This is a genomic window from Brevundimonas sp. A19_0, assembly GCF_017744255.1.
Lineage (GTDB): Bacteria > Pseudomonadota > Alphaproteobacteria > Caulobacterales > Caulobacteraceae > Brevundimonas.
In genome coordinates this window covers 110,384-132,657 of record NZ_JAGHQP010000004.1, presented here as the reverse complement: position 1 = coordinate 132,657, position 22,274 = coordinate 110,384, and the positions used below count along the sequence as shown (strand labels likewise).

18 protein-coding genes and 1 riboswitch are annotated in these 22,274 nt (G+C 70.5%); of the genes, 11 read left to right on the top strand and 7 right to left on the bottom strand.

The features are described 5' to 3' along the window. Positions 1-7: 7 nt before the first annotated feature. On the bottom strand, positions 8-1,822 hold the full coding sequence (gene glmS / locus J7346_RS06225; protein WP_209118839.1) for a glutamine--fructose-6-phosphate transaminase (isomerizing): 1,815 nt from the start codon (positions 1,820-1,822) through the stop codon (positions 8-10). A 199-nt stretch (positions 1,823-2,021) separates the two neighbouring features. Between glmS and glmM the strand changes: the two genes are divergently transcribed. Then, entirely contained in the window at positions 2,022-3,374 is a 1,353-nt protein-coding gene (gene glmM / locus J7346_RS06220) for a phosphoglucosamine mutase (RefSeq protein ID WP_209118838.1), read from the top strand. Positions 3,375-3,378: 4 nt separating this feature from the next. On the opposite strand, the gene J7346_RS06215 is transcribed toward glmM, so the two are convergent. From J7346_RS06215 to J7346_RS06205, 3 genes are read right to left on the bottom strand one after another with little or no spacing between them, the layout of a single operon-like run. Continuing rightward, complete coding sequence (locus J7346_RS06215; RefSeq protein WP_209118836.1) at positions 3,379-4,659, bottom strand: cystathionine gamma-synthase family protein; 1,281 nt, start codon at positions 4,657-4,659, stop codon at positions 3,379-3,381. After that, the gene (locus J7346_RS06210; protein ID WP_209118834.1) at positions 4,656-5,987 is read right to left on the bottom strand and encodes an FAD/NAD(P)-binding protein; all 1,332 of its coding nucleotides are present in this window, start codon (positions 5,985-5,987) and stop codon (positions 4,656-4,658) included. The genes J7346_RS06215 and J7346_RS06210 overlap by 4 nt, the downstream gene beginning before the upstream one ends. Positions 5,988-6,032: 45 nt before the next feature. Further along, entirely contained in the window at positions 6,033-7,481 is a 1,449-nt protein-coding gene (locus J7346_RS06205; protein WP_209118832.1) for a phosphomannomutase/phosphoglucomutase, read from the bottom strand. 149 nt (positions 7,482-7,630) lie between these two features. Between J7346_RS06205 and gpmA the strand changes: the two genes are divergently transcribed. From gpmA to J7346_RS06175, 6 genes are read left to right on the top strand one after another with little or no spacing between them, the layout of a single operon-like run. Continuing rightward, positions 7,631-8,356: a 2,3-diphosphoglycerate-dependent phosphoglycerate mutase gene (gene gpmA, locus J7346_RS06200; RefSeq protein WP_209118830.1), complete on the top strand. Its 726-nt coding sequence runs from the start codon at positions 7,631-7,633 to the stop codon at positions 8,354-8,356. Beyond that, positions 8,353-8,982, top strand: coding sequence for a bifunctional diaminohydroxyphosphoribosylaminopyrimidine deaminase/5-amino-6-(5-phosphoribosylamino)uracil reductase RibD (ribD, locus tag J7346_RS06195; protein ID WP_245157685.1), 630 nt, complete (start codon positions 8,353-8,355; stop codon positions 8,980-8,982). The genes gpmA and ribD overlap by 4 nt, the downstream gene beginning before the upstream one ends. A 47-nt stretch (positions 8,983-9,029) precedes the next feature. Continuing rightward, positions 9,030-10,301 carry a pentapeptide repeat-containing protein gene (locus J7346_RS06190; protein ID WP_209118828.1) on the top strand — a complete coding sequence of 424 codons (1,272 nt, stop codon included), beginning with the start codon at positions 9,030-9,032 and terminating at the stop codon, positions 10,299-10,301. After that, positions 10,298-11,527 carry a pentapeptide repeat-containing protein gene (locus J7346_RS06185; protein ID WP_209118826.1) on the top strand — a complete coding sequence of 410 codons (1,230 nt, stop codon included), beginning with the start codon at positions 10,298-10,300 and terminating at the stop codon, positions 11,525-11,527. Before J7346_RS06190 ends, J7346_RS06185 begins: the two co-directional genes overlap by 4 nt. 47 nt (positions 11,528-11,574) lie before the next feature. Beyond that, entirely contained in the window at positions 11,575-12,234 is a 660-nt protein-coding gene (rpe, locus tag J7346_RS06180) for a ribulose-phosphate 3-epimerase (protein WP_209118824.1), read from the top strand. Next, positions 12,234-14,075 carry a heparinase II/III family protein gene (locus J7346_RS06175; protein ID WP_209118822.1) on the top strand — a complete coding sequence of 614 codons (1,842 nt, stop codon included), beginning with the start codon at positions 12,234-12,236 and terminating at the stop codon, positions 14,073-14,075. The genes rpe and J7346_RS06175 overlap by 1 nt, the downstream gene beginning before the upstream one ends. Before the next feature lie 6 nt (positions 14,076-14,081). On the opposite strand, the gene J7346_RS06170 is transcribed toward J7346_RS06175, so the two are convergent. Together J7346_RS06170 and J7346_RS06165 are read right to left on the bottom strand one after the other, a co-directional pair. Beyond that, the gene (locus tag J7346_RS06170) at positions 14,082-14,498 is read right to left on the bottom strand and encodes a hypothetical protein (protein WP_209118821.1); all 417 of its coding nucleotides are present in this window, start codon (positions 14,496-14,498) and stop codon (positions 14,082-14,084) included. After that, a complete protein-coding gene (locus J7346_RS06165) occupies positions 14,498-14,842 on the bottom strand; it encodes a DUF883 family protein (protein WP_209118819.1) in 345 nt (114 codons plus the stop codon). The genes J7346_RS06170 and J7346_RS06165 overlap by 1 nt, the downstream gene beginning before the upstream one ends. Before the next feature lie 156 nt (positions 14,843-14,998). On the opposite strand from J7346_RS06165, the gene J7346_RS06160 reads away from it, so the two are divergent. The 3 genes from J7346_RS06160 (at position 14,999) to J7346_RS06150 (ending at position 17,297) form a co-directional block, all read left to right on the top strand. Then, on the top strand, positions 14,999-15,673 hold the full coding sequence (locus tag J7346_RS06160; protein WP_209118817.1) for a fumarylacetoacetate hydrolase family protein: 675 nt from the start codon (positions 14,999-15,001) through the stop codon (positions 15,671-15,673). Next, positions 15,670-16,302 carry a maleylacetoacetate isomerase gene (maiA, locus tag J7346_RS06155; RefSeq protein WP_209118815.1) on the top strand — a complete coding sequence of 211 codons (633 nt, stop codon included), beginning with the start codon at positions 15,670-15,672 and terminating at the stop codon, positions 16,300-16,302. Before J7346_RS06160 ends, maiA begins: the two co-directional genes overlap by 4 nt. Positions 16,303-16,379: 77 nt before the next feature. Beyond that, positions 16,380-17,297 carry an aldo/keto reductase gene (locus J7346_RS06150; RefSeq protein ID WP_348521462.1) on the top strand — a complete coding sequence of 306 codons (918 nt, stop codon included), beginning with the start codon at positions 16,380-16,382 and terminating at the stop codon, positions 17,295-17,297. Here the strand turns inward: J7346_RS06150 and J7346_RS06145 are convergent. After that, positions 17,281-19,140, bottom strand: a complete 1,860-nt coding sequence (locus J7346_RS06145) for a TonB-dependent receptor (RefSeq protein WP_209118813.1) — start codon at positions 19,138-19,140, stop codon at positions 17,281-17,283. The genes J7346_RS06150 and J7346_RS06145 overlap by 17 nt on opposite strands. A gap of 165 nt (positions 19,141-19,305) precedes the next feature. After that, a riboswitch (cobalamin riboswitch) is annotated at positions 19,306-19,457 on the bottom strand. 89 nt (positions 19,458-19,546) lie between these two features. Here J7346_RS06145 and mutS point away from each other — a divergent pair. Then, positions 19,547-22,273 carry a DNA mismatch repair protein MutS gene (gene mutS / locus J7346_RS06140; RefSeq protein WP_209118811.1) on the top strand — a complete coding sequence of 909 codons (2,727 nt, stop codon included), beginning with the start codon at positions 19,547-19,549 and terminating at the stop codon, positions 22,271-22,273. The last annotated feature ends 1 nt before the right edge of the window (position 22,274 follow it).

Here is a 22,274-nt window from a genome sequence, read left to right as displayed (position 1 = left end):
TACGGGATCACTCAACCGTGACGGACTTGGCAAGGTTCCGGGGCTGGTCGACGTCGGTGCCCTTATGGACGGCGGTGAAATAGGCCAGCATCTGCACCGGAACGGCATAGACCAGCGGCGCGATCAGGGGGTGGCACTCGGGCGCCTCGATGCGGGTGATGCCGGTGCCGTGCGGCGTCGGCGCCGACAGCGGGGCGATCATCACCACCGGCCCACCGCGCGCGGCAACTTCCTGAAGATTGGAGGCGGTCTTTTCGAACAGGTCGTCCCGGGGCGCGAGGGCGACCGTGGGGGTTTCCTCGTCGATCAGGGCGATCGGGCCGTGCTTGAGCTCGCCGGCGGCATAGCCCTCGGCATGGATGTAGCTGATCTCCTTGAGCTTCAGCGCGCCTTCCATGGCCAGCGGGAACATGGGGCCCCGACCGAGGAACAGGACGTCGGTGGCGCGCGACAGCTCATGCGCGACGTCGCGCATGCGGTCTTCCATCTGCAGCGCCTCGGCGATCAGGCGGGGCGACTCGAACAGGGCCTGGACCAGCCGGGATTCCTCGTCAGGGCCGATCCGGCCACGGACGACGCCAGCCGTCACGGCCAGGGCGAGCAGGCCGGCGACCTGGGCGGTGAAAGCCTTGGTCGAGGCGACACCGATCTCGGGCCCGGCGTGGGTGGGCCACAGATACTGTGCCTCGCGCGCCATGGACGAGCTGTGCACATTGACGAGGGCCGCGGTCGGCAGCCCAAGTCCCTTGCACCAGGTCAGGCAGGCCAGGGTGTCGGCGGTCTCGCCGGACTGGCTGACGGCCACCGCCAGGGTGTCGGGCATCAGGGCCGGCTGGCGATAGCGGAATTCGGAGGCAATCTCGACGTCGCAGGGCAGGCCCGCCAGTTTCTCGAAGGCGTAGCGGCCGATCTGGGCGGCATAGAAGGCCGTGCCACAGGCGACGATCTGGATGCGCGACACCCTGGAGAAGTCGACGTCCTGCTTGAGCACGCGGCCGTTGACGAAATCCAGATAGGCCGAGAGCGTGCGCTGGACGCTGTCGGGCTGTTCGTGGATCTCCTTTTCCATGAAGTGGCGGTACTCGCCCTTCTCGACCTGGGCGGCCGAGGCGGAGACCACGACCACCGGGCGGTCCACGGCCTCGCCGTCGGCATCGAACATGCGCGCGCCGGACCGGTCGAGCGCAACATAGTCGCCCTCTTCCAGATAGCTGATGGTCTGGGTGAAGGGGCCGACCGCCAGGGCATCCGAGCCGAGGTACATTTCGCCCTCGCCCCAGCCGACGACCAGCGGGCTGCCGCGCCGGGCGCCGAGGATCAGGCCGTCCTCGCCCTCGACCAGCACGGCCAGGGCGTAGGCGCCGCTCAGCCGGTCGAGGACCGCCTTGAAGGCCACCACCGGGTCATTGCCGCCGCCGAGCGCGCGGTCGAGCAGGTGGGCGACCACCTCGGTGTCGGTCTGGCTCTCGAAGGTGTGGCCCAGACCCTGCAGCTCGTGCTTGAGCTCGGCGAAATTCTCGATGATGCCGTTGTGGACCAGCGTCACCCGGCCGGCCTTGTGCGGGTGGGCGTTCTGGGTCGTCGGGGCGCCGTGGGTGGCCCAGCGCGTGTGGCCGATGCCGACCGTCGAGGCCAGGGGTTCGGCCTTCAGCACGGATTCCAGAGCGGCGATCTTGCCCTTGGCCCGACGGCGCTCGATGCGCCCGTCAACGAGGGCGGCTACGCCCGCCGAGTCATAGCCCCGGTATTCGAGGCGTTTGAGGCTTTCGATCAGACGGGGAACGGCCTGGCCGGTTCCGGTGACGCCGATGATGCCGCACATGTGTCCAGTTCCTCATCACAGACCATCAGGAAACCATGGCTTTACCCACGCCCCTGTGACGGTCTAAGCCGTTTTTCGCCCGGGAGAGGCGGCACCTCCCCTAGGCCAGAACGTCGGGGCGTGACACCTAAATTGCGGTTTCGCAAGGTTTCCGTGCCTGACCGGGACGCACACGGACGACAGCGGCGAAAGGATTTCCATGGCCGAGAGACGCTATTTCGGTACCGATGGTATCCGGGGCCGGGCCAACAGTCACCCCATGACACCCGAGGTGGCGCTGCGTGTGGGCCTTGCGGCCGGGCGGCTGTTCATGTCCGAGGATGACCGGCGCCATCTGGTGGTGATCGGCAAGGATACGCGCCTGTCGGGCTATATGATCGAGCCGGCCCTGGTGGCGGGTTTCGCCAGCGCGGGCATGGATGTCATCACCTTCGGCCCCCTGCCGACGCCGGGCGTGGCCATGATGACCCGCTCGATGCGCGCCGATCTGGGCGTGATGATCTCGGCCTCGCACAACGCCTTCATGGACAATGGCATCAAGCTGTTCGGACCCGACGGCTACAAGCTGTCGGACTCGGTCGAGCTGAAGATCGAGGCCATGATGGACGCCGAGCTGGACGAGGACCTGGCGCCCGCGGACAAGCTGGGGCGGGTCAAGCGGATCGACGACAGCCAGGCGCGCTATATCGAGGTGGCCAAGGCGACCTTCCCCAAGGCCCTGAGCCTGAAGGGGCTCAGGATCGTCATCGACTGCGCCAACGGGGCCGGCTACCGCGTGGCCCCGACCACCCTCTACGAACTGGGCGCCGAGGTGTTCCCGCTGGGCGTCGAGCCCAACGGCCTGAATATCAATGCGGATTGCGGCTCGACCCATCCGCAGGCGCTGAGCGCCGCCGTCAACCTGCACCGGGCCGATATCGGCATTGCGCTGGATGGCGACGCCGACCGGGTGATCATCTGCGACGAGAAGGGACAGGTCGTCGACGGCGACCAGATCATGGCGCTGGTCGCACGCGACTGGTCGGAGCAGGGCCTGCTGACAGGCGGCGGTGTGGTGGCGACTGTCATGTCCAACCTGGGTCTTGAGCGGGCGCTGCTGGCCGACGGTCTGACACTGGAGCGGACCAAGGTCGGCGACCGCTATGTGATGGAGCGCATGCGCGAGGGCGGCTTCAATGTGGGCGGTGAACAGTCGGGTCACATCATCCTGCGCGACCATGCGACCACCGGCGACGGCCTGGTCTCGGCCCTGCAGGTGCTGGCGGTACTGGTCAAGAGCGGTCGGCCGATGAGCGCGCTGGCACGCCAGTTCGACCCGGTGCCGCAGATCCTGACGAATATCCGCTATGCCGCCGGCAAGCCGATGGAGGCCGCCAGCGTCAAGGCCGCCATCGCCGGGGGCGAGGCCCGGCTGAAGGGGCAGGGCCGGGTGCTGGTGCGCAAGTCGGGCACGGAAAAGCTGATCCGGGTCATGGCCGAGGGCGATGACGAGGCCCTGGTCGAGTCCGTGGTCGAGGACATCTGCGCGGCGGTAAAGGCGGCGGCGGGCTGACCGCTCAGATGACCGAGAGCGCCTGATCCAGATCGGTCCAGAGGTCCTCGACGTTCTCGACGCCGACCGACAGCCGGATCAGGTCATCGCCGATGCCGCAGCGGGCCTTGGCCTCGCGCGAATAGTCGGAGTGGGTCATGCTGGACGGGTGGGAAGCCAGACTTTCCGACCCGCCGAGGCTGACGGCCAGTTTGAACAGCTTCAGGGCGTTCAGCACCCGGAAGGCCTCGGCCTCGCCCCCGCGCACGCGGATCGAGAAGGTGGAGCCCGGCCCCTGACACTGGGCCTCGAAGATGGCGCGCTGCTCGCCCGCACCGCCGCCCGCGACCAGCACATCGGTGACCTTGTCGTGGGCGCGCAGGCGCTCGCTGAGCACCCGGGCGTTGTCCTGCGAGCGTTCCATCCGCAGGTGCAGGGTTTCCAGGCTGCGGCTGAGCAGCCAGGCGGTGTGCGGGTCGGTCGCGGTGCCGCAGATGGTGCGCATCTCGGCGATCCGTGCCATGACCTCGGCCGTGCCGAGACAGCCCCCGGCGATCAGGTCGGAGTGACCCCCGACGTATTTGGTCAGCGAATAGAGCGACAGGTCGGCGCCGAGCTCCAGCGGGCGCTGCCACAGGGGGCCGAGGAAGGTGTTGTCGACCGCCACCACCGCCCGCTCGGCCTGATCGAGGCCCTGCACCTCGGCCACGGCGGCGGCGATGTCCACCACCTGATTGGTCGGATTGGACGGGGTTTCCAGATAGACGACCGCCAGACGCCCGCCGCCTTCGGCGGCCTTTGCGGCCGTGTCCCGAATGGCCTTGCGCAGGGCCTCGGTGCCCTCGGTGGCCAGCACCTGGGCCACCTTGACGCCGTAGCGGGGCAGGATGCGGTCGAACAGATATTCGGTGCCCCCATAGGCCGGGGCCGCATAGAGGACGGTGTCACCGGGGCGGGTCAGGGCCAGCATGGCCGTCGAGATGGCCGCCATTCCGCTCGAGAAGACCAGGGCGCGATCCGCCTTGTCCCAGACCGCCAGACGGTCCTCGAGGATTTCCAGATTGGGGTTGTTGATGCGCGAATAGATCAGGCCCAGGGCCTCGTCGGGTTCCTTTTCGCGCAGGCCATAGGCGACCTCAAAGAAGCGCTTGCCGTCCTCGGCCGAGCGAAAGACGAAGGTGGAGGCCTGGAACAGCGGGGCCTTGATCGCCCCCTCCGACAAGGCGGGATCGTAGCCAAAGCCCATCATCAGGGTTTCAGGGGCCAGGTCGCGGCCAGCCAGGGTGCGGGACTTGTGATGGCTCATGCAGATGCTCCTTGCTCGGCCAGGGTCTGGGCCAGGGTCTCGACCAGATCCTCGATCCGCTTGCGAATGTCGGGAACGGCAATCGTTTCCCAGAAGGTCGCGCGGGCGGGTGGTCCCAGAACGAACAGGGCGGGGTCGGGGGTTCCGTCGGCGGTCCGGACCCGGCCCCGGTCGTCGAGGTCCAGGCCGAGGCCGAGCGGGTCGAGGCGGGCCCGGCCGGCAGCGATCAGGGGGGCGGTCAGCGGATCGCGGGCGGGGCTGTGCCCCGGGCCGGTGCAGTCGATCAGCCAGTCGGCGGCGGTCGCCTCGACCCCCGCCCGGCCCTTGGGTCGCCAGTCGAGGGTGACGCTCTGGTCGGTGGCATCGACCGACACCACCCGGCCGGCGACGATCGTCAGACGGCCGTCGTCGGCCAGCGCCTGAATGTCCGCAGCGATGGCGGGCGCGATCCGGTGGCGATGCACGTCCCAGAAGGGTCGAAGATGGCGCACCCAGCGGGCGCGGGTCTTGAGGTCCGCCGCCTGCCAGAGAGCGCCGGTGCGGGGGCGCAGGCCCTCCATCAGCGGGCGCCAGTCGCCGTCGCGTGTGACGCGGCGGGCGGCGGCCAGGCGGCGGGATGCCGGACCGCGCATCACGTCTGAACTGACAGCCGCCGGGGTCTCGGGCTGGTCCGCATGGGCGCGCGGCCTGAGGCCCCGCCGGGACAGGGCGAGCAGCGTGCCCCGCCAGCCCCGTGCCTTCAGCCAGACGGCCATGTCGACCATGGTCAGTCCGGTGCCGATGATGATGAGGCGATCCTCGCCGCCGATACCGTCGAGCGCGCCGGGCGCCCAGGGGTCGCCGATCACCCGCCCGCCCGAGCCGGAGGCGGTGCGGGGCGCGGGGTTGCCGGTGGCGAGCACGACCGCCCGACCGGCGATGCGGCGGCCGTCGTCCAGCTCGACCGTGGTGCCGTCGATGGCGCTGACCCGGCCTGTGGTCCGGGTGATGAAGCCGGGACGGGCGGCCTCGACCGCCGCAAGCCGGTTCTGGACATAGAGGCCGAACAGGCGGCGCGGGGCGAAACCCTCCGGGTCGGCGCGGTCCGGGTGGTGGCGGGCCAGCCAGTCGGCGAAGTCGTCGGGCCGCCTCTCAACTGCGCTCATCCGGTTGGAGCGCACATTCAGCAGATGGCCGTCAAAGGGGGTGGAATAGGCGACGCCCCGACCAAAATCGCCCCCGGCATCGATGACGGTCGAGGGTAGTCCCCGCTCCGCCAGACGCGCGGCGGCCATGGCCCCGGAGAATCCGCCGCCCACGATGACGATCTGGTCGCTGTTCTGGCTCACCCGTCCCCCCGCTCGCGGGCCTAATGGACCGTCTGGCGGATGCGGTCAAACTTCCTGATTCCAGCCGCCGACCTCGGAATGGGCGGCCAGCCGGGGTTTGACCTCGCCATGGAAAAGGGCCCGCATGTCGTCGGCCGAATCGAGGCTTTCGACCACGACCACCAGCTCCGGCTTGTTGGACGAGGCCCGGACCAGCAGCCAGGCCCCGCCCTCCAGCTCGACGCGAATACCGTTGACCGTATTCAGGTCCAGAATGGCCCGGCCCAGCACGGTGCCACCGTCGACCGCGAGGGCCCGATATTCCCCGGCAATGCGCTCGACCACCGCATATTTCTCCGTATCCGGACAATGGGCATTCATGGTCAGGGAGGTGAAGGCGGCTGGCAGGTCGGCTTCCAGTTCCGACAGGCGACGCCCGCCCGCCCGATCCAGCAGGCGCAGGATTTCGCGCGCAAAGACGAGCGCGTCGTCATAACCGCGGCCGAGCGGCGGGGCGAAAAAGACGTGGCCCGACTTTTCGAAGCCGACCAGCGCCCCTTCGGCGGCCACGGCCCGCTTCATGTGGCTGTGGCCGGTCATGCCATAGATGACCCGGGCGCCGGCGGCCGCCAGCGCAGGGTCGGTGCGATAAAGGCCGGTCGACTTCACATCGACGACAAAGGTCGCGCCGGGATGGTCGGCGACCAGATCGCGCGCCAGCATGAGGCCCATGCGGTCGGCGAAGATTTCGTGGCCCCGGTCATCGACCACGCCGCAGCGGTCGCCGTCGCCGTCAAAGCCGAGCGCCAGGTCGGCCCCGGTCTCGCGCACCTTTTCGGCCATGGCGGCCAGCATGATGCGATCCTCCGGGTTCGGATTATAGCGCGGGAAGGTCCAGTCGAGATCGGTGTCCATCTCAATCACCTCGGCCCCCATGCGGCGCAGGGCCTCGGGGACGAAGGCGCCGGCCGTGCCGTTGCCGCAGGCGGCCACGACCCGGATCGGCCGGGAGAGTTTCGGCCCGGAGGCGACCTCTGACAGATATCGGTCGGCAAAGCCCTCGACCGGGATCCGGCGCCCGCCCGGGCGCTCGATCCGTCCGCCTTCCAGCGCCAGGGCCTTGAGCCGCGCCATTTCCTCCGGGCCGAAGGTGAAGGGCGGGCGGGCGCCCATCTTGACCCCGGTCCAGCCGTTCTCGTTATGGCTGGCGGTGACCATGGCGACGCCCGGCACGCCCAGGGCCTCGCGGGCGAAATAGGCCATGGGGGTCAGGCAGAGGCCGATGTCGTGAACCTCGGCCCCGCCGGCGACCAGACCCCGGATCAGGGCCGCCTTCACGTCCTCCGAATAGCTGCGGTAGTCATGGCCGGTGACGAGGCGCGGGCTGTCCAGCTCGTACAGCAGGGTCGCCAGCGCCAGCCCCAGTGTCTCGACACCCTCGAGGTCGAGGTCGGTCTCCAGCACCCAGCGGGCGTCATATTCGCGAAAGCCGGTCGGCGCGATCAGGCCGGTCATCAGGTACCTCCCGGAGCGGAAAACAGCGGATCGCTATAGGAGGAAAGCGACAGCCCTATCAAATCCCGCAGGACGCCCCGGCCCACCGCCCGGCTTGACCCCTGTCCGAGGGGGGCCTAGGCGAAAACCCCTGTCATCCGGAGATCTGCATGCCCCGCCTCGTCCTCCTGCGTCACGGCCAAAGCCAGTGGAACCTCGAGAATCGCTTCACCGGCTGGGTCGATGTCGACCTGACCGACCAGGGCGAGGCCGAGGCGCGGAAGGGCGGCTCGCTGATCGCGGACGCCGGCTTTACCCCCGCCGTGATGTTCACCTCGGTGCTCAAGCGCGCGCGGCGCACCGGCGATCTGGCGCTGACGGCTGCGGGCCTGAAGGATGTGCCGATCATCCGCGACTGGCGGCTGAACGAGCGGCACTACGGGGGCCTGACCGGCCTCAACAAGGCCGAGACGGCCCAGAAGCACGGCGAGGACCAGGTGCGCATCTGGCGGCGCAGCTATGATGTGCCGCCGCCGCCCATGGAGGCCGACCACCCGCACAGCTTCGCCGGGGACCCCCTCTATGACGGGCAGGAGATTCCCGACACCGAGAGCCTCAAGACCACGCTCGACCGGGTGCTGCCCTACTGGAATGCCGAGATCGCGCCGAGGCTGAAGGCGGGCGGGGATGTGCTGATCACCGCCCACGGCAACTCACTGCGGGCCATCGTCAAACACCTGTTCGCCGTGCCGGACGACAAGATCGTCGGCGTGGAAATCCCGACCGGCAATCCGCTGGAGATCGACCTCGATGGCGATCTGAGGCCCGTGGCCGCCCGCTATCTGGACACCGGCCGGGCGGCAGACCTGCCGCCGTTGCCGGAGGCCGGCGCATGAGCGCGGGAACCGACGACGCCCGCCACATGGCCCGCGCCATCGAGCTGGCCCGGGAGCGCATGGGCGAGACCTGGCCCAATCCGGCCGTCGGCTGTGTGTTGGTGAAGGACGGTGAAGTGATCGCCGAGGCCGCCACGGCCCCGGGCGGCCGCCCCCATGCCGAGGAACAGGCCATCCCGGCCGCCGGCGAACAGGCGAAGGGCGCCACCGCCTATGTGACGCTGGAGCCCTGCGGGGCGCGGTCGTCGGGCCGCAAGTCGTGCGCCCACTTCCTGGCCGAGGCCGGGGTGGGGCGGGTGGTGATCGCCGCGCTCGACCCCTCGCCGTTCGCCTCCGGGCGCGGCACCGAACGGCTGCGCCAGGCGGGGCTGGAGGTTGAGACCGGCCTGATGGCCGATGAGGCCCTGGCCCTGTGCGAAGGCTTCCTGCACCGTCTCGAGACCGGCCGCCCCATGGTCCGGGTGAGCGAGACGGGCGAGGGATTCGACGCCCGCTTCACCGCCTCGCCGCGCGCCGATCTGGTCGGCGAACTGACCCGGCTGGGCGAGGCCGGCTATACCCGCCTGTGGGTGTCGCCCGGCGAACTGGCCGACAGCCTGAAGGATCAGGGCCTGCTGAAGGGCTGAGGCCGGTCGCAAACCTTCCTTAAGCGTGATTGTGGCAGCGTGGGGGAATGGCCCAGGCTGCCCAACCTGTCGCGCGGCGACGACTGACCCAGAACGAGGTGGACGCGATCTGCGCCCGCCACGATCGCCTGTGGCAGGCCCGGCCGGGCGGCGCGCGGGCGGTGTTCGCCTGGATGGACCTCAGCGGGCTGACGCTGGCCGGACGCAATCTGGCCGATGCCGATTTTTCCGCGGCCGATCTGAACGGCTGTGACCTCAGCGGGGCGCGGCTGGACAATGCCACCTTCTTTGGCTGCGACATGCAGGATGCGGCCCTGTGCGAGGCCTCGCTGCGGCGGGCCGACCTGCGCGGCGCCTGCCTGCGCGGTGCGGACCTGACAGGCGCGGACCTGTTCGAGGCCGACCTGCGCGAAGGGACCATTGCCGCCGCCGACGCGCGGATGGGCTTCCGGGTGATCGAGGCGCGGGCCCGTCACGCGACCCAGGCGGCCGGGGCCTGTCTGGCCGGCGCCAATCTGGAGCGCTCGCGCCTGACCGGCGTGGTGGCGGTGGCGGCGGACTTCACGGATGCGGTGATGAAGGACTGCAAGCTGGTCCGGGCCAACCTCAAACAGGCCAGCTTCAAGGGCGCCGATCTGGCGGGGGCAGACCTTTCGGGTGCCGACCTGTCGGGCGCGGACCTCCGTGACGCGGTGCTCGTTGGCGTGAAATCCCTCTCCTGGCGGACGGACGGCGCACAGATGGACGGCGCCCTGACCGATGACCGGTCCTCGGGCGACCCCGTGTCGCGCCTGCCGGCCGCCGAAATGCTGCGCGACCACGCGGTCTGGTGCGAGACCGGCGGGGCCGAGGGCAAGCCGTCCGTCTTTGACAGCGTCGACCTGCGCTCGCTGCACTCGATCCGGGGGCTGAATCTGACCGCCCTGTCGGCGCGGGGGGCCATCTTCTACGGCCTCGACATGGAGGGGGTGCAGATGCAGGGCGCCCATCTCGAGAATGCCGACCTCAGGGCCTGCCGCCTGCGCGGCGCCGACCTTCGGGGGGCCCGCCTGGCCGGGGCTCGGCTGAACGGGGCGGACCTGCGCCAGGCCCAGCTGGGACCGTTGCTCTTGTCGGCCGAACGGCTGCTGCCGGTCGACCTGACCGGGGCGACACTGAGAGGCGCCGACCTGTCGGGGGCCGATCTCAGAAGCGCCCGGCTCGCTCGCGCAGACCTCAGCCGCGCCCGCCTGCATGGCTGCCAGATGAAGATGACCGACCTGTCCGAGGCGGTGCTGACCGGCACCCTTGGCCTCGACGTTCCCGGAGACCCTGAATGAGCTTCACCCGCCGCACCCTGGGACAGGGCGATCTGGACATGCTGGTCATGGCGCATGAGCGGTTTGCCGAAGGTCGGGCCGGCGGGCGCCGTCTGGCGCTGAAATTCATGGACCTGAACGGGCTGAACCTCGCGGGGCGAAATCTTGAGGAAGCCGATTTCACCGGCTGCTCCCTGCGCGGAACGCGGCTGGCGGGTGCCCAGCTGAGCCGGGCGGTGCTGTTCTGCTGCGACATGCGCGAGGCGGACCTGTCGCGCGCCGTGCTGGTGCGGGCCGACCTGCGCGGGGCCTGCCTCCGCGGGGCGGATCTGGCCAGCGCCGACCTGACCCAGGCCGATTTCCGCGAGGGGGTGATCGCCATTCCACACGCGACCAAGGGCCTGGCCTCGGTCAAGCACGAGACCCATCAGGGCAATGCCGACGGCGCCACCTTTACCGGCGCCACCCTGAACGGCGCGACCCTGGAGGGCTTCAGCGCCTTCAAGGTCGATTTCACCGACTGCGCCATGAAGGGCACCCGGCTGAACCGCGCCAATCTAAAAGAGGCCGATCTGTCGGGCGCCATGATGGAAGGTGCCGATGTCGGGGGCGCCAATCTGTCGGGCGCGCGGATGGTGGGCGCGGTCCTGACCCATGTGGTGCTGGATACGGCGCGCATGGACAAGACCGACATGACCGGCAGCCTGCGCGAGCCGACGGCCGAGGCCATCGCGGGCGCCGAACAGCTTCACGAACAGGCGCTGGACGCCAATGCCTGGGCCGAAAGCGGCGGGGTGCTGGGCGCGCCGGGCAATTTTGAGGGCAAGGATCTCAGGCCGCTGGGCGCACGGCTGAAGGGGCTGCGGCTTCCGGCCATCAATGCGCGCGGTGCCTGTCTGGTGGGGATGGACCTGTCGGGCATGGGCCTTCAGGGCGCCAATCTGGAAGGCGCGGACCTGCGGGGGTGCAATCTGCGGGGCACGGACCTGCGGGGCGCGCGCATGATGCGGGCCTTGCTCAGCCATGCCGACCTGGACGGCGCGACCCTGGCCCCCCTGCCGCTGGGCGGCGGGCGTTCCATGCCGACCAATCTGACCGGAGCGGGCCTGCGCTACACGCGCCTGATCGCCGCCGACTTTACCGGCGCCGTGGTCGAGGACGCCGACATGACGGGCGCGCGTATGGACGACGCCGTGCTCAGCGACGAGCAGCGCGCCCGGCTGACGATGCGCCGCGCGGCAGCCTGAGGCCCGCAGGTCTTGCCCCGGGGCGGGGCACGGCCTATCCCGGGGCCATGAGCGCGCCCCTGATCTGTCCGTCCATCCTGGCCTCTGATTTCGCCCGATTGGGGGAGGAGGTCGCCGCGCTGGAGACCGCCGGTGCCGACTGGGTCCATGTGGATGTCATGGACGGTCATTTCGTGCCCAATCTGACCATCGGTCCGGATGTGGTGAAGGCGCTGCGGCCCCACACCCGGCTGCCGTTCGACGTCCACCTGATGGTGGCGCCGGTCGATCCCTGGCTGGAAGCCTACAAACAGGCCGGGGCGGATGTGCTGAGCGTGCACCCGGAGTCGGGTCCGCACCTGCACCGGACGCTGGGCCGCATCCGCGATCTGGGCGCCAGGGCGGGGGTGGTGCTCAATCCCGGGACGCCGGTCGGCATTCTGGATGAGGTCATCGATCTGGTCGATCTGGTGCTGATCATGTCGGTCAACCCGGGTTTCGGCGGCCAGAAATTCATCCCGGCCTCGCTCGACAAGATCGCCCGCGTCCGGAAGCGGCTGGACGCCGCCGGATCGAAGGCCGTGCTGCAGGTCGACGGAGGCGTGACGGCGGACAATGCGGCAGATTGTGTCGCCGCCGGTGCCGATGCCCTGGTGGCCGGGACCGCCGTCTTCCGCGGGGGCCCCTCGGCCTATGCTGACAATATCGCGGCCCTGAAAGCGCACTGATGGCGGGGATCGGCCCGTTTGCCCGACCCGAGGCCTCGGTCCCCGAGGGCCAGATTCCCGGCCTTCGCGGTGCACCGCCCCGGACGCCCGTGCGGCCCTCCGGCGCCCGTCCGGGGCTGAAGATCTGGCCGCTGGTGGCGGGACGGCTGCTGACCCGGCAGATCTGGATCGAGCTTTACGGCCTGCCCGGCTATGGCCAGACGCTGAAGGGCCGGCCCTGGGGCCTGAAGCCTTCGGCCTTTGCCGCCACGCCGCGGGACTTTCGCCCGGTCGAGGCCGCCGGGCTGGGCAAGAGCGTGCTGCAGGGCCGCTTCACCCTGACCGGCATCAGCCTGGACGTGCCTGCGCCGCAGGACCCGTGGGATCGCCCCAGTCCCTCGCGCGGCTTTGCCGAGGCGCTGCACCGGTTCGACTGGCTGCCGCCGCTGATGGTGGAAGGCGAGGCCGGGGCGCGCGAGGCGCTGCGGCTGACGCTCGGCTGGGGCCGGGTGTTCCATCGCTGGGCGCCCTTTGCCTGGGACCCTGACCGTATGGCCCGCCGCCTGCTCAACCTGGCTCCGGCACTGCGGCGCATGGGCTCGGGCGCGAGCGAGGAAGAACGGGGTCAGCTGGCGGTGCTGGTGGCGCGGCAGGCCCGCCAGCTGCTACGCCCGCCCGCCCCCGCTGCCGGGGCGGCGACCCGGGCGGCGGCCGTCGTCGCCATCGGTTGTGCGCTGGCCGGGCCGTCGGGCACCCGCCTGCGCCAGCGGGGGCTGAAGCGGCTGTCCCGGGCGCTGGATCGCTCGCTTCGCCCGGACGGCACGCTGATGTCCCGCAGCCCCGAGGCGGCGCTGGAGCTGCTGTTTGACCTGCTGACGGTGAAGGACGGGCTGACCCAGCTGTCGGAAGCTGTACCCGATCCGGTCGAGGCGGCCATCGCCCGACTGGCCGACACCGTCCGGTCCCTGACCCTGCCCGATGGACGCCTGCCGGGCGTGCATGGCGGAGGGCCCTCGACCCCGGCCCGCATTTCAGCGGCGCTGGCGGCGGCCGGACTGGATCCCAACGCCGACGACCCGGCGGACAGTGGTGGCTTGATCGGTGGTCTGGCACGTATGCGCAGCCCGCTGCTCAGCCTGATGATCGATGTCGAGGCGCCGCCCAGGGGGGCCTGGAGCGAGGCAGCCTGTGCCCAGCCGCTGGCGCTGGAGATCGTCTGCGGCCGGGACCGGCTGATCACCGGCTGCGGATGGACGCCCCGGGCCTTTGAGCGACAGGGACTACGGCTGACCCCCGGCCATTCGACCCTGACGCTCAGCGAGACCTCGCTGGGCGAACCGCTGGGCGGCTGGCAGGCGGAGCTGCTGGGGCCCCGGCTGATGGCCCATCCGTATTCGGTGTCGCATGAGACGCGGCAGGGCGACGGCGCCCTGTGGCTGGAGGCCCAGCACGACGGCTGGTCGCCGCTGTTCGGCCTGGCCCACCAGCGCCGGCTTTATCTGGATCAGAGGCTGGACGAACTGCGGGCCGAGGAGCGGCTGTTCCCGGCCGACAATGCGCCGAGCCCGCCGCCGGTGATCGCCGCCCCCTATGCCGTACGCTTCCAGCTGGAGCCCGGCGTACAGGCGTCGCTGGCGCGCGACCGGCGCTCCATCCTGTTGCGCGGCCATTCCGGACGGGGGTGGTGGTTCCGCACGGACGGGCCCGATGTGGCCATCGAGCCGTCGGTGCACAGTGTCGAAGGGCTGACGCGTCGCGCCCTGCAGATCGTGGTGCGGGGCTCCGCGCGGACAGACGCGGAAACGCGCATCCGCTGGAAGCTGAATCCTGCGGGCGCGTCAGGCGATCCGGTGATCGAATAGGGTCGGTTAGCGGTGCCGGCCGCGATGGCGTTCGGCGCGGCTTTTCTCGGTGAAGGCGGCGGCCACCATGGTGGCCAGCGCCGGATTCCGCAGGAAGATGAAACCGCCGGCCAGGGTCGCGACCGAGGCCAGGATCGGCCGGTTGCGGAACAGGGTGAGCGCCCGCCCCGCCAGACCGCCGGTCAGGCTGGAGCCTTCGTCTTCCTCTTCCTCGTCCTCGCCGTCGGCCTTCCGCAGGAAGATCATGACGACGGCGGTGGCGATCAGGGCAAACAGCAGGAAGGTCAGGGCGGCGGCCGCGAGCGGCACGACCAGCAGCGACAGGGCGAAATAGATCACCCCGCCAAAGCAGATCAGGGCCACAAACGCGGCACCGGCCGCCACCGCAACGGCGACGGCCTTCTTGACCAGTCCACCGAGCATCAGTGCCGGCGACCGGCCAGAAGCATGCCGATCACGACGCCGATGCCGAGGGCGATGCCCGTCGATTGCATCGGGCGCTCCTGGACGCGTTCGACCAGATAGCGCTGGGCTTCGTCGAAGCGCTCGGCGGCGTCGTCGTAATATTCACGACCCCGCACGCGGGCCTGCTCGTAATAGGCCTCGGCCTGACCCCGGACTTCACCGGCCTTCTCGCGAAGGCGGGCTTCGGCGGCCTCGGCGCGGGCGCGCAGGCGCTCGCCCTCTTCGCGGGCTCCGACCTTGATGTCTTCCTTCAGGGTCTTGAGGTCGTTCTTGATGTCTTCGCGGGCCTTGGTGGTGGCCATGGTGACGCTCCCGGGTCTGCAAGCTTGACGATAGATAGGGAATATATGAGGCCAACGCCACGGGCGCCAGCGGGTTCCCGCACTGCACCATGGAATCCGGGCCGTTGACGGCATCGGGGCGTTGCGAGGGCCGGCCACCGGGCCTAGCTTCCCGACATGACCGCCTGGCTGATCCCGCCCCCCGAAATCCCGTCCCTGCCCGTCGAGGGGGAGGAGCGGCGCTTTGGCGTGAGGCGCATCCTGTGTGTCGGCCAGAACTATGCCGCCCATGCGCGCGAAATGGGGGCCGATCCGGAGCGGCCGGCGCCCTTCTTCTTTTCGAAGCCGGCCATGGCGCTGGTGACCGACGGCCGGGACCCGACCTATCCCTCTGAGACCGCCGACCTTCACCACGAGGTCGAGCTGGTGCTGGCGCTGGGCGAAGGAGGCCGGATCGTGGGCTGTGCGATCGGCTGCGACCTGACCCGACGCGACCTGCAGGCCGAGGCCAAGGCGAAGGGCCGGCCGTGGGATGCCGCCAAGGGGTTCGACCAGTCCGCGCCGTGTGCCTCCCTCCGACCCGGCCCGCCGCCCGGCCCCGAGGCTGTCATCCGCCTGTCGGTGAACGGCACCGTTCGCCAGTCGGCCCCCCTGGCCGAAATGATCTGGAACCCCGAAGGCATTGTCGAACAGGCCGCGCGCCTGTGGGATCTGGGCCCCGGCGACCTGCTGTTCACGGGAACGCCCGCCGGGGTCGGACCGATCGTCGCGGGCGACCGGGTCGAGGCCATGATCGACGGCCTGCCGTCCCTGTCCTTTACCGTCGCGCCCCGGGTGGGAGGCCCCTCATGATCCTTCACGGCTATTTCCGCTCGGGCACCAGCTATCGGACCCGGATCGGGCTGAACCTCAAGGGCCTGAGCTATGAGACGCGGGGCATCGACCTGCGCACCGGCGCCCAGAAGTCCGGGACCTATCTGGCGATGAGTCCGCAGGGTCTGGTCCCGGCCCTGGAGGTGGACGGCGGCGTCCTGATCCAGAGCCCGGCGATTCTGGAATGGCTGGAGGAGACCCATCCCCGCCCGCCCCTGCTGCCCGAGGCGACCATGGACCGGGCCACGGTCCGGGGCATGGCGGCCCTGATCGGCTGCGACGTCCATCCGCTCAACAATCTCAGGGTTCTGAAGGCGCTCCGCAGCCAGTTCGAGGCCGATCAGGCGGCTGTCGACGGCTGGGCCGGGCGGTGGATCGAGGACGGGTTCAAGGCGCTGGAGACGCTGGTGGCGCGCCACGGCCGGGGCTGGAGCTTCGGCGACACGCCCGGCCTGGTCGACTGCTATCTGATCCCGCAGATCTATTCCGCCCGCCGGTTCCATGTGCCGCTCGACGCCTTTCCGCGCCTTCTGGCTGTCGAGGCCGCCGCCGAGGACCACCCGGCCTTCGTCGCCGCCCACCCCGACCGCCAGCCCGACGCGGACTGACCGGATAACTGTGTGCGGTAAGGTTCTGGAAAACTCTCGGTGAGGCGCCCTTAAACATTCGGCGTCAGGATCGGCGGGTGAACACAGAGATCTCCGTCCCTCCCGCCGCCCAGCTGGCGCTCGCCGTCGTGCCCATGCCGACGCGCGACGGCATGGCCGGTTTGCCCCAGCGGGAGTCGGACCTTGCGCAACTTCTGCAGACGGCCGCCGATGGCGGGATCCGCCGGGTCCTGACCCGCCCGCAGGGCGACGAGGAACGCAGCCTGTGCCAGGCATGGCCCTTCCCCTCCCCCTTCCAGGTGTCGGTGACGACGCTGGACGCCGCCGAGGGCGCCGACCGGATCGAGGCCCGGGCGCGTCGCTCGCTGGAGCGACTGGGTCTGCCGCGGGGCGAGGTTCTGATGGTGCGCGATGGCCGCGATCTGGCCGGTGCCGAAGGCCGCGCCCTGTGGGACCGTCTGGTAGCCCTGAAGGCCAAAGGGCTGTTCCGGCGGATCGGCATCCGGTCGCGTCTGGAAGACAGCCCGGTGCTGGTCGCCCGCCGCCTGCAGCCGGACCTGATCCAGCTGCCGCTCAATATTCTGGACCAGCGCGCCCGCCGCGACGGTGTACTGGCCGCGCTCGCCGAACAGGGGGTGGCCGTGCAGCTGGCCTCGGTTCTGGCCAACGGCCTGCTGTTTGCCGGATCGGACGAAATGGTCGGGGCCAGTGCCTCGGACGTCGTCCTTCTGTCGCGCCTGCGCCGGCGGCTGGCCGAGGCGCGTCTGGACCCCATGCAGGCGGCGCTCGCCTATGCCGGCGACAGTCTGACGGGCATGGCCGAGGGATCGAGCCTGGTGGCCTGCGTCACCTCGGCGGCGGAAACCCGCGCCCTTCTGGCGGCGGTCAATGCACCCCGGCCGCAACTGGACTGGACCCTGTTCGACCAGGGCGGACGGCTGGCGGCGGCCGGCGACGCGACCACCGCCTTTTCCGACGTCAGTAGCGCAGCCTGACGCCCACCGCGACGGTGCGGCCCGGCTCGCCATAGCCCAGTACGCGCTGGAAGCGCTCATCCGCCAGATTGTCGATCCGGCCGGTCAGCTCGATGTCCGGCGTCAGGGCCCATGACCCGAACAGATCGGCGGTGACGAAGCCGTCGCGGGTGCCGCCGGAATCCGGCTGGTCGCTCTCGGCCCGCACCGTCAGGCGCGTGGACAGCCGATCCCCGACATAGCCGAGGCCCAGCGAGCCCTTGTGCTCGGGCACCCGCAGCAACGGCAGGTCGGTGGTGGCGTCACGCGCGTCGGTCCAGCCATAGCTGAGGCTGAGGTCGAAACCGGCCCCCAGAAGGGCCCGACCCTCGACCTCGACGCCGTCGGTCTCCGTCTCGTCCAGATTGATGTAGACGCTGTCGAAGGTGACGGGATCGAAGCGATAGACGATCTGGTTCTCGACCGTCAGCCGATAGAGGGTGACCCGGCCCTCGAGGCGGCGATCCGCGCTGGTCCACCCCAGGGCGACCTCATGGCCCTCGCCCTCTTCCGGCACGAGGGCGGGAAGGGGCGCGCTGGAAAAGCAGAAGTCACAGACCGACTGGCTGACGCTGGGCGCACGAAAGCCCGTCCCCCAGGCACCGGACAGGCCGAATCCGGCCCCGAGATCGGCGTGGGCCGTGACCCGCCCCGTCGTGGCCGATCCGAAGTCGTCGGTGTCGTCATGGCGAAGCGCCGCCGACAGGGTCACCCGCGGGCCGACCGGAAACTGCACGGTCCCGAACGCCGAGGTAGTGCCCAGCTCATCCGACAGGCCACTGTCCAGGTCCGCCGCCTCGGTGCGGCGCTCGAGACCGGCGGCCCAGTTCAGGCGCCCCTCGCCGCCCGTGCCGTCCAAGTCCCACCGCCAGACCTGGCGGTCCCCCTGGAACCGTGAGGCATAGTCCGAGCGGGTTTCGCGCTCCAGATCGCTGGCCGAGAGGCTGAGCCGGTGGCGGACGCCCCCGGTCTGCACGGTCATCCGGCCAAAGCCGGACCAGGACTCGCCCTTGGACACATCGTCCGTATCGGCGAGCGCGAAGGCGGGCGCGGGAAAGCCGTCGATCTCGACCCGGCTCTTCGTCCAGCGCAGCGCGCCGTCCAGACCGACGCCGTCCACGGGCGACAGGCGGCCGCGCAGACCCGTGGTCAGGGTTTCATAGCCGTCGTCCTCGGTGCCGATTGCTGCGGCCGACACGCCGTCGGTGCGAAAGCCCGAGACGCTGAGGCTCAGGGCCGACCGGTCGCCCGACCGGCCGACCGACAACGCGCCGCGCTGCGTGTTCAGCGATCCTGCCTCCAGCTCGGCCCGCAGACCGTCCACCTCGCGCGTGGTGAAGGCGATCACCCCACCGATGGCGTCCGAGCCCCACAGCGAGGACTGCGGCCCCGACAACACCTCGACCCGCTCCATGTCGATCAGGCTGAGGTTGGCGAAGTCATAGGCCCCGTTGATGTCGGCCGGATCGTTGACCGGCACGCCGTCGATCAGGACCAGCGTCTTGCCGGGCCCCGCGCCGCGCAGACGCAGCTGGCTGACCCCGCCGAAGGCGCCGGTCCGGGCGATCGCCGCCCCCGGAACCTCGTCCAGCAGGTCGACGGCGAAGCGCGCGCCGCGCGCCTCGATGTCGGCGGCGGTGAACACCCGCGACCCGGGGGTCTGTGACTGGATCTGGTGCAGGCGTGTGGCGTGGACCAGCAGGTCCTCCAGCCGGGTCTCAGGGTCCTCGCGGGCGTCGGCCTTTCCGGCGAGGCACAGGCCGATCACGAGGGCGGATGCCCCCATGGCGAGGGTGGGTAGCGTCAATATGGACTGCCGTTTCATCGGACAGGTCTCCGTCAGCCCGGCGGCAGCGCGCGTCAGGCAAGAGGATGCGACCGATCCCGGCCTCCGAAGATCGGGGGCCGGCGCTGGGATCGGGTCGCTTCGACGGATAGGTCCCCGCGCCCCTGTCTGGTCCCGGACAGAAGACGAGCGACGTCGGCGGCCAGGTCTCCTGGCTTGCGGATCAACAGCCACCGCCCTCGCCTTCCCGAACCGTCCGAAGACCGCTCAGTGACGCCGGGATCGCTCCCGGACCGGACGACGGCCTGGCCGCCTACAGTTGCGGGCACAGCCGCGGTTTTGGACCGCGTTCCCTTAACCGCCTGGGTCGCTTGTCGCAGCGGGGATCGCGAGGCGCAAGAGACGCTTGAGACCGGGCGCGCGATCCGTCACCCTGTCCCGAGGCATGAACCGTCCGCTGACCCCACCTCCCGTCGCCGAACATCCGGTGCGCTCCACAGAGGGCGCGACCCCGGTCATGGCGCAATTCCTGGAGGCCAAGGCCAGCCAGCCCGACGCCCTGCTGTTCTTCCGCATGGGCGACTTCTACGAGCTGTTCTTCGAGGATGCCGAGGTGGCGGCGGGCGCCCTGGGGCTGGCCCTGACCAAACGCGGCAAGCATCTGGGCGAGGACATCGCCATGGCAGGCGTACCCGCCCACGCCATGGAGGGCTATCTGGCCCGGCTGATCCGACAGGGCCACCGGGTGGCCATCTGTGACCAGACCGAGGACCCGGCCGAGGCAAAGAAGCGCGGCTCGAAGGCCGTGGTCCGGCGCGAGATCGTGCGGGTCGTCACCCCCGGCACCCTGACCGAGGACAGCCTGCTGGATGCGCGCGGCGCCAACCGGCTGGTGGCCGTGACCCTGCGCGGAGGGCGGGCCGCCGTGGCCGCCGTCGAGCTGTCGTCCGGCGCCGTCGAGACAGCCGTGTGCGAGGCCGGGGACCTGGCCTCGATGCTGGTCGCCTTTTCGCCGTCCGAAATCCTGGTGCCCGACCGCCTGTTCGGCGAGGCCGATCTGGATCAGGCCCTGTCGATGACCCCGGCCCCGGTCCAGCCGCTGGCCCAGGCCCTGGCCGAGCCCCGGGCCGCCGCCGACCGGGTGGCCCGCCTGTACGGCGTGGCGACGCTGGATGCCTTCGGCGCCTTCGAGCCCGTCGAGATTTCGGCGCTCGGCCTGATCGCCGCCTATCTGGAGACCACCCAGGTCGGGGTGGTGCCGGTGCTGTCGCCGCCGCGCCGGTCGGGCAGCACCCAGTATCTGGCGATCGATCCCGCGACGCGGCTGAGCCTCGAGATCGACCGCTCCCAGCGGGGCGAGCGGACGGGCTCGCTGCTGGACACCCTGGACCGGACCGTGACGGCGGGCGGCGCGCGGGCGCTGGCCGAGCGGCTGGCCCGGCCCGGGCGGGACCCCGACCGCATCAATCGGGCGCTGGACGCCGTGGGCTGGCTGGTCGACCACCGCAGCTTGAGAGGAGAGGTCCGCGACCTGCTGAAGGGGTCCGCCGACACGGCCCGGGCGCTGACGCGGCTGGCGCTGGGACGGGGTGGGCCGCGTGATCTGGCGGCCATTCGGGCGGGCACGCGCACGGCCCAGGAACTGACGGCCCTGTTCACCCGTCGGGCCGACCGGCTGGACCCGGCCCTGCCCCATGATCTGGACCGGGCGCTGGCGGCGCTGACGCCGGGGCCGGAGCTGCAGGATCTGCTGGCCGATCTGGAAGAGGGGCTGGTCGAGGATCCGCCGCATCTGGCCCGCGATGGCGGACTGGTCGTGCCCGGGCACCGGCCGGAACTGGATCAGGCGCGCACCCTGCGCGACGACAGCCGCCGGGTGATCGCCGAACTGGAGGCCCGGGCCGTGGCCGACAGCGGCATTCCGTTCAAGGTCCGGCACAATGCCGTGCTGGGCTATTTCCTCGAGGTCACCGCCAAACAGGCCGAACCCCTGATGCAGCGAGGGGCTGAAAGCCCCTTCATCCATCGCCAGACCCTGGCCAATCAGGTGCGCTTCACCACCGTCGAGCTGTCCGATCTGGATGCCCGGATCACCCAGGCCGGGCACCGGGTGACCGCCATGGAGGTCGAGACCTTCGAGGGCTGGCGGGGCCGGGTGCGCGATCTGGCCGGTTCGATCCAGGCGCTGGCCGACGCGCTGGGCTGGATCGATGCGACCGCCGCCCTGGCCGAATGGGCCGAGGAGGTCGGCGCGGTCCGCCCCGAGGTCGATGACGGGCTGGAGCTGTGCATCGAGGGCGGCCGCCACCCGGTGGTCGAGGCGGCCGTCCGCGCCGAAGGCAAGCCCTATACGCCGAACGATTGCCGGCTGGACGGAACGGGGGCGAACGGGTGCCCGCGTCTGGCGCTGGTGACCGGGCCGAACATGGCGGGCAAGTCGACCTTCCTGCGTCAGGCGGCCCTGCTGGTGGTGCTGGCCCAGGCGGGGGCCTTTGTGCCCGCGCGCGCCATGCGGCTGGGCGTGGTCGATCGCCTGTTCAGCCGGGTGGGCGCGGGGGATGATCTGGCGCGCGGGCGGTCGACCTTCATGACCGAAATGGTCGAGACCGCCGCCATCCTCAATCAGGCCACCGATCGCAGCTTTGTCGTGCTGGACGAGATCGGGCGGGGCACGGCCACCTATGACGGACTGGCCATCGCCTGGGCTGTGACCGAGGCCCTGCACGAGGCCAACCGCTGTCGCGCCCTGTTCGCCACCCATTACCACGAGCTGGCCCGGCTGGAGGGGCGGCTGGACCATCTGGCCAATCTGTCGCTCCGGGCCCGCGAGTGGAACGGGGAGCTGGTCTTCCTGCATGAGGCCGTCGCCGGCCCCGCGGACCGCAGCTATGGCGTGCAGGTCGCGCAGCTGGCCGGGGTGCCCCCCGGGGTGGTGGCCCGCGCAAGGGCGGTGCTGGACCAGCTGGAGACCACCGGCGAGGCCAATGCGAGGCTGGATGACCTGCCCCTGTTTGCCATGGCCGAACCGGCGGCACCGGCCCCGGTCACACCCTCGCCCCTGATCGAGGCGCTGGGCACGCTGGAGCCCGACGACCTGAGCCCCCGCCAGGCACTGGATGCCCTCTATCGGCTGAAGGCCCTGTCGCGCGGGTCAGGCCCGGGGACGCGCTGAC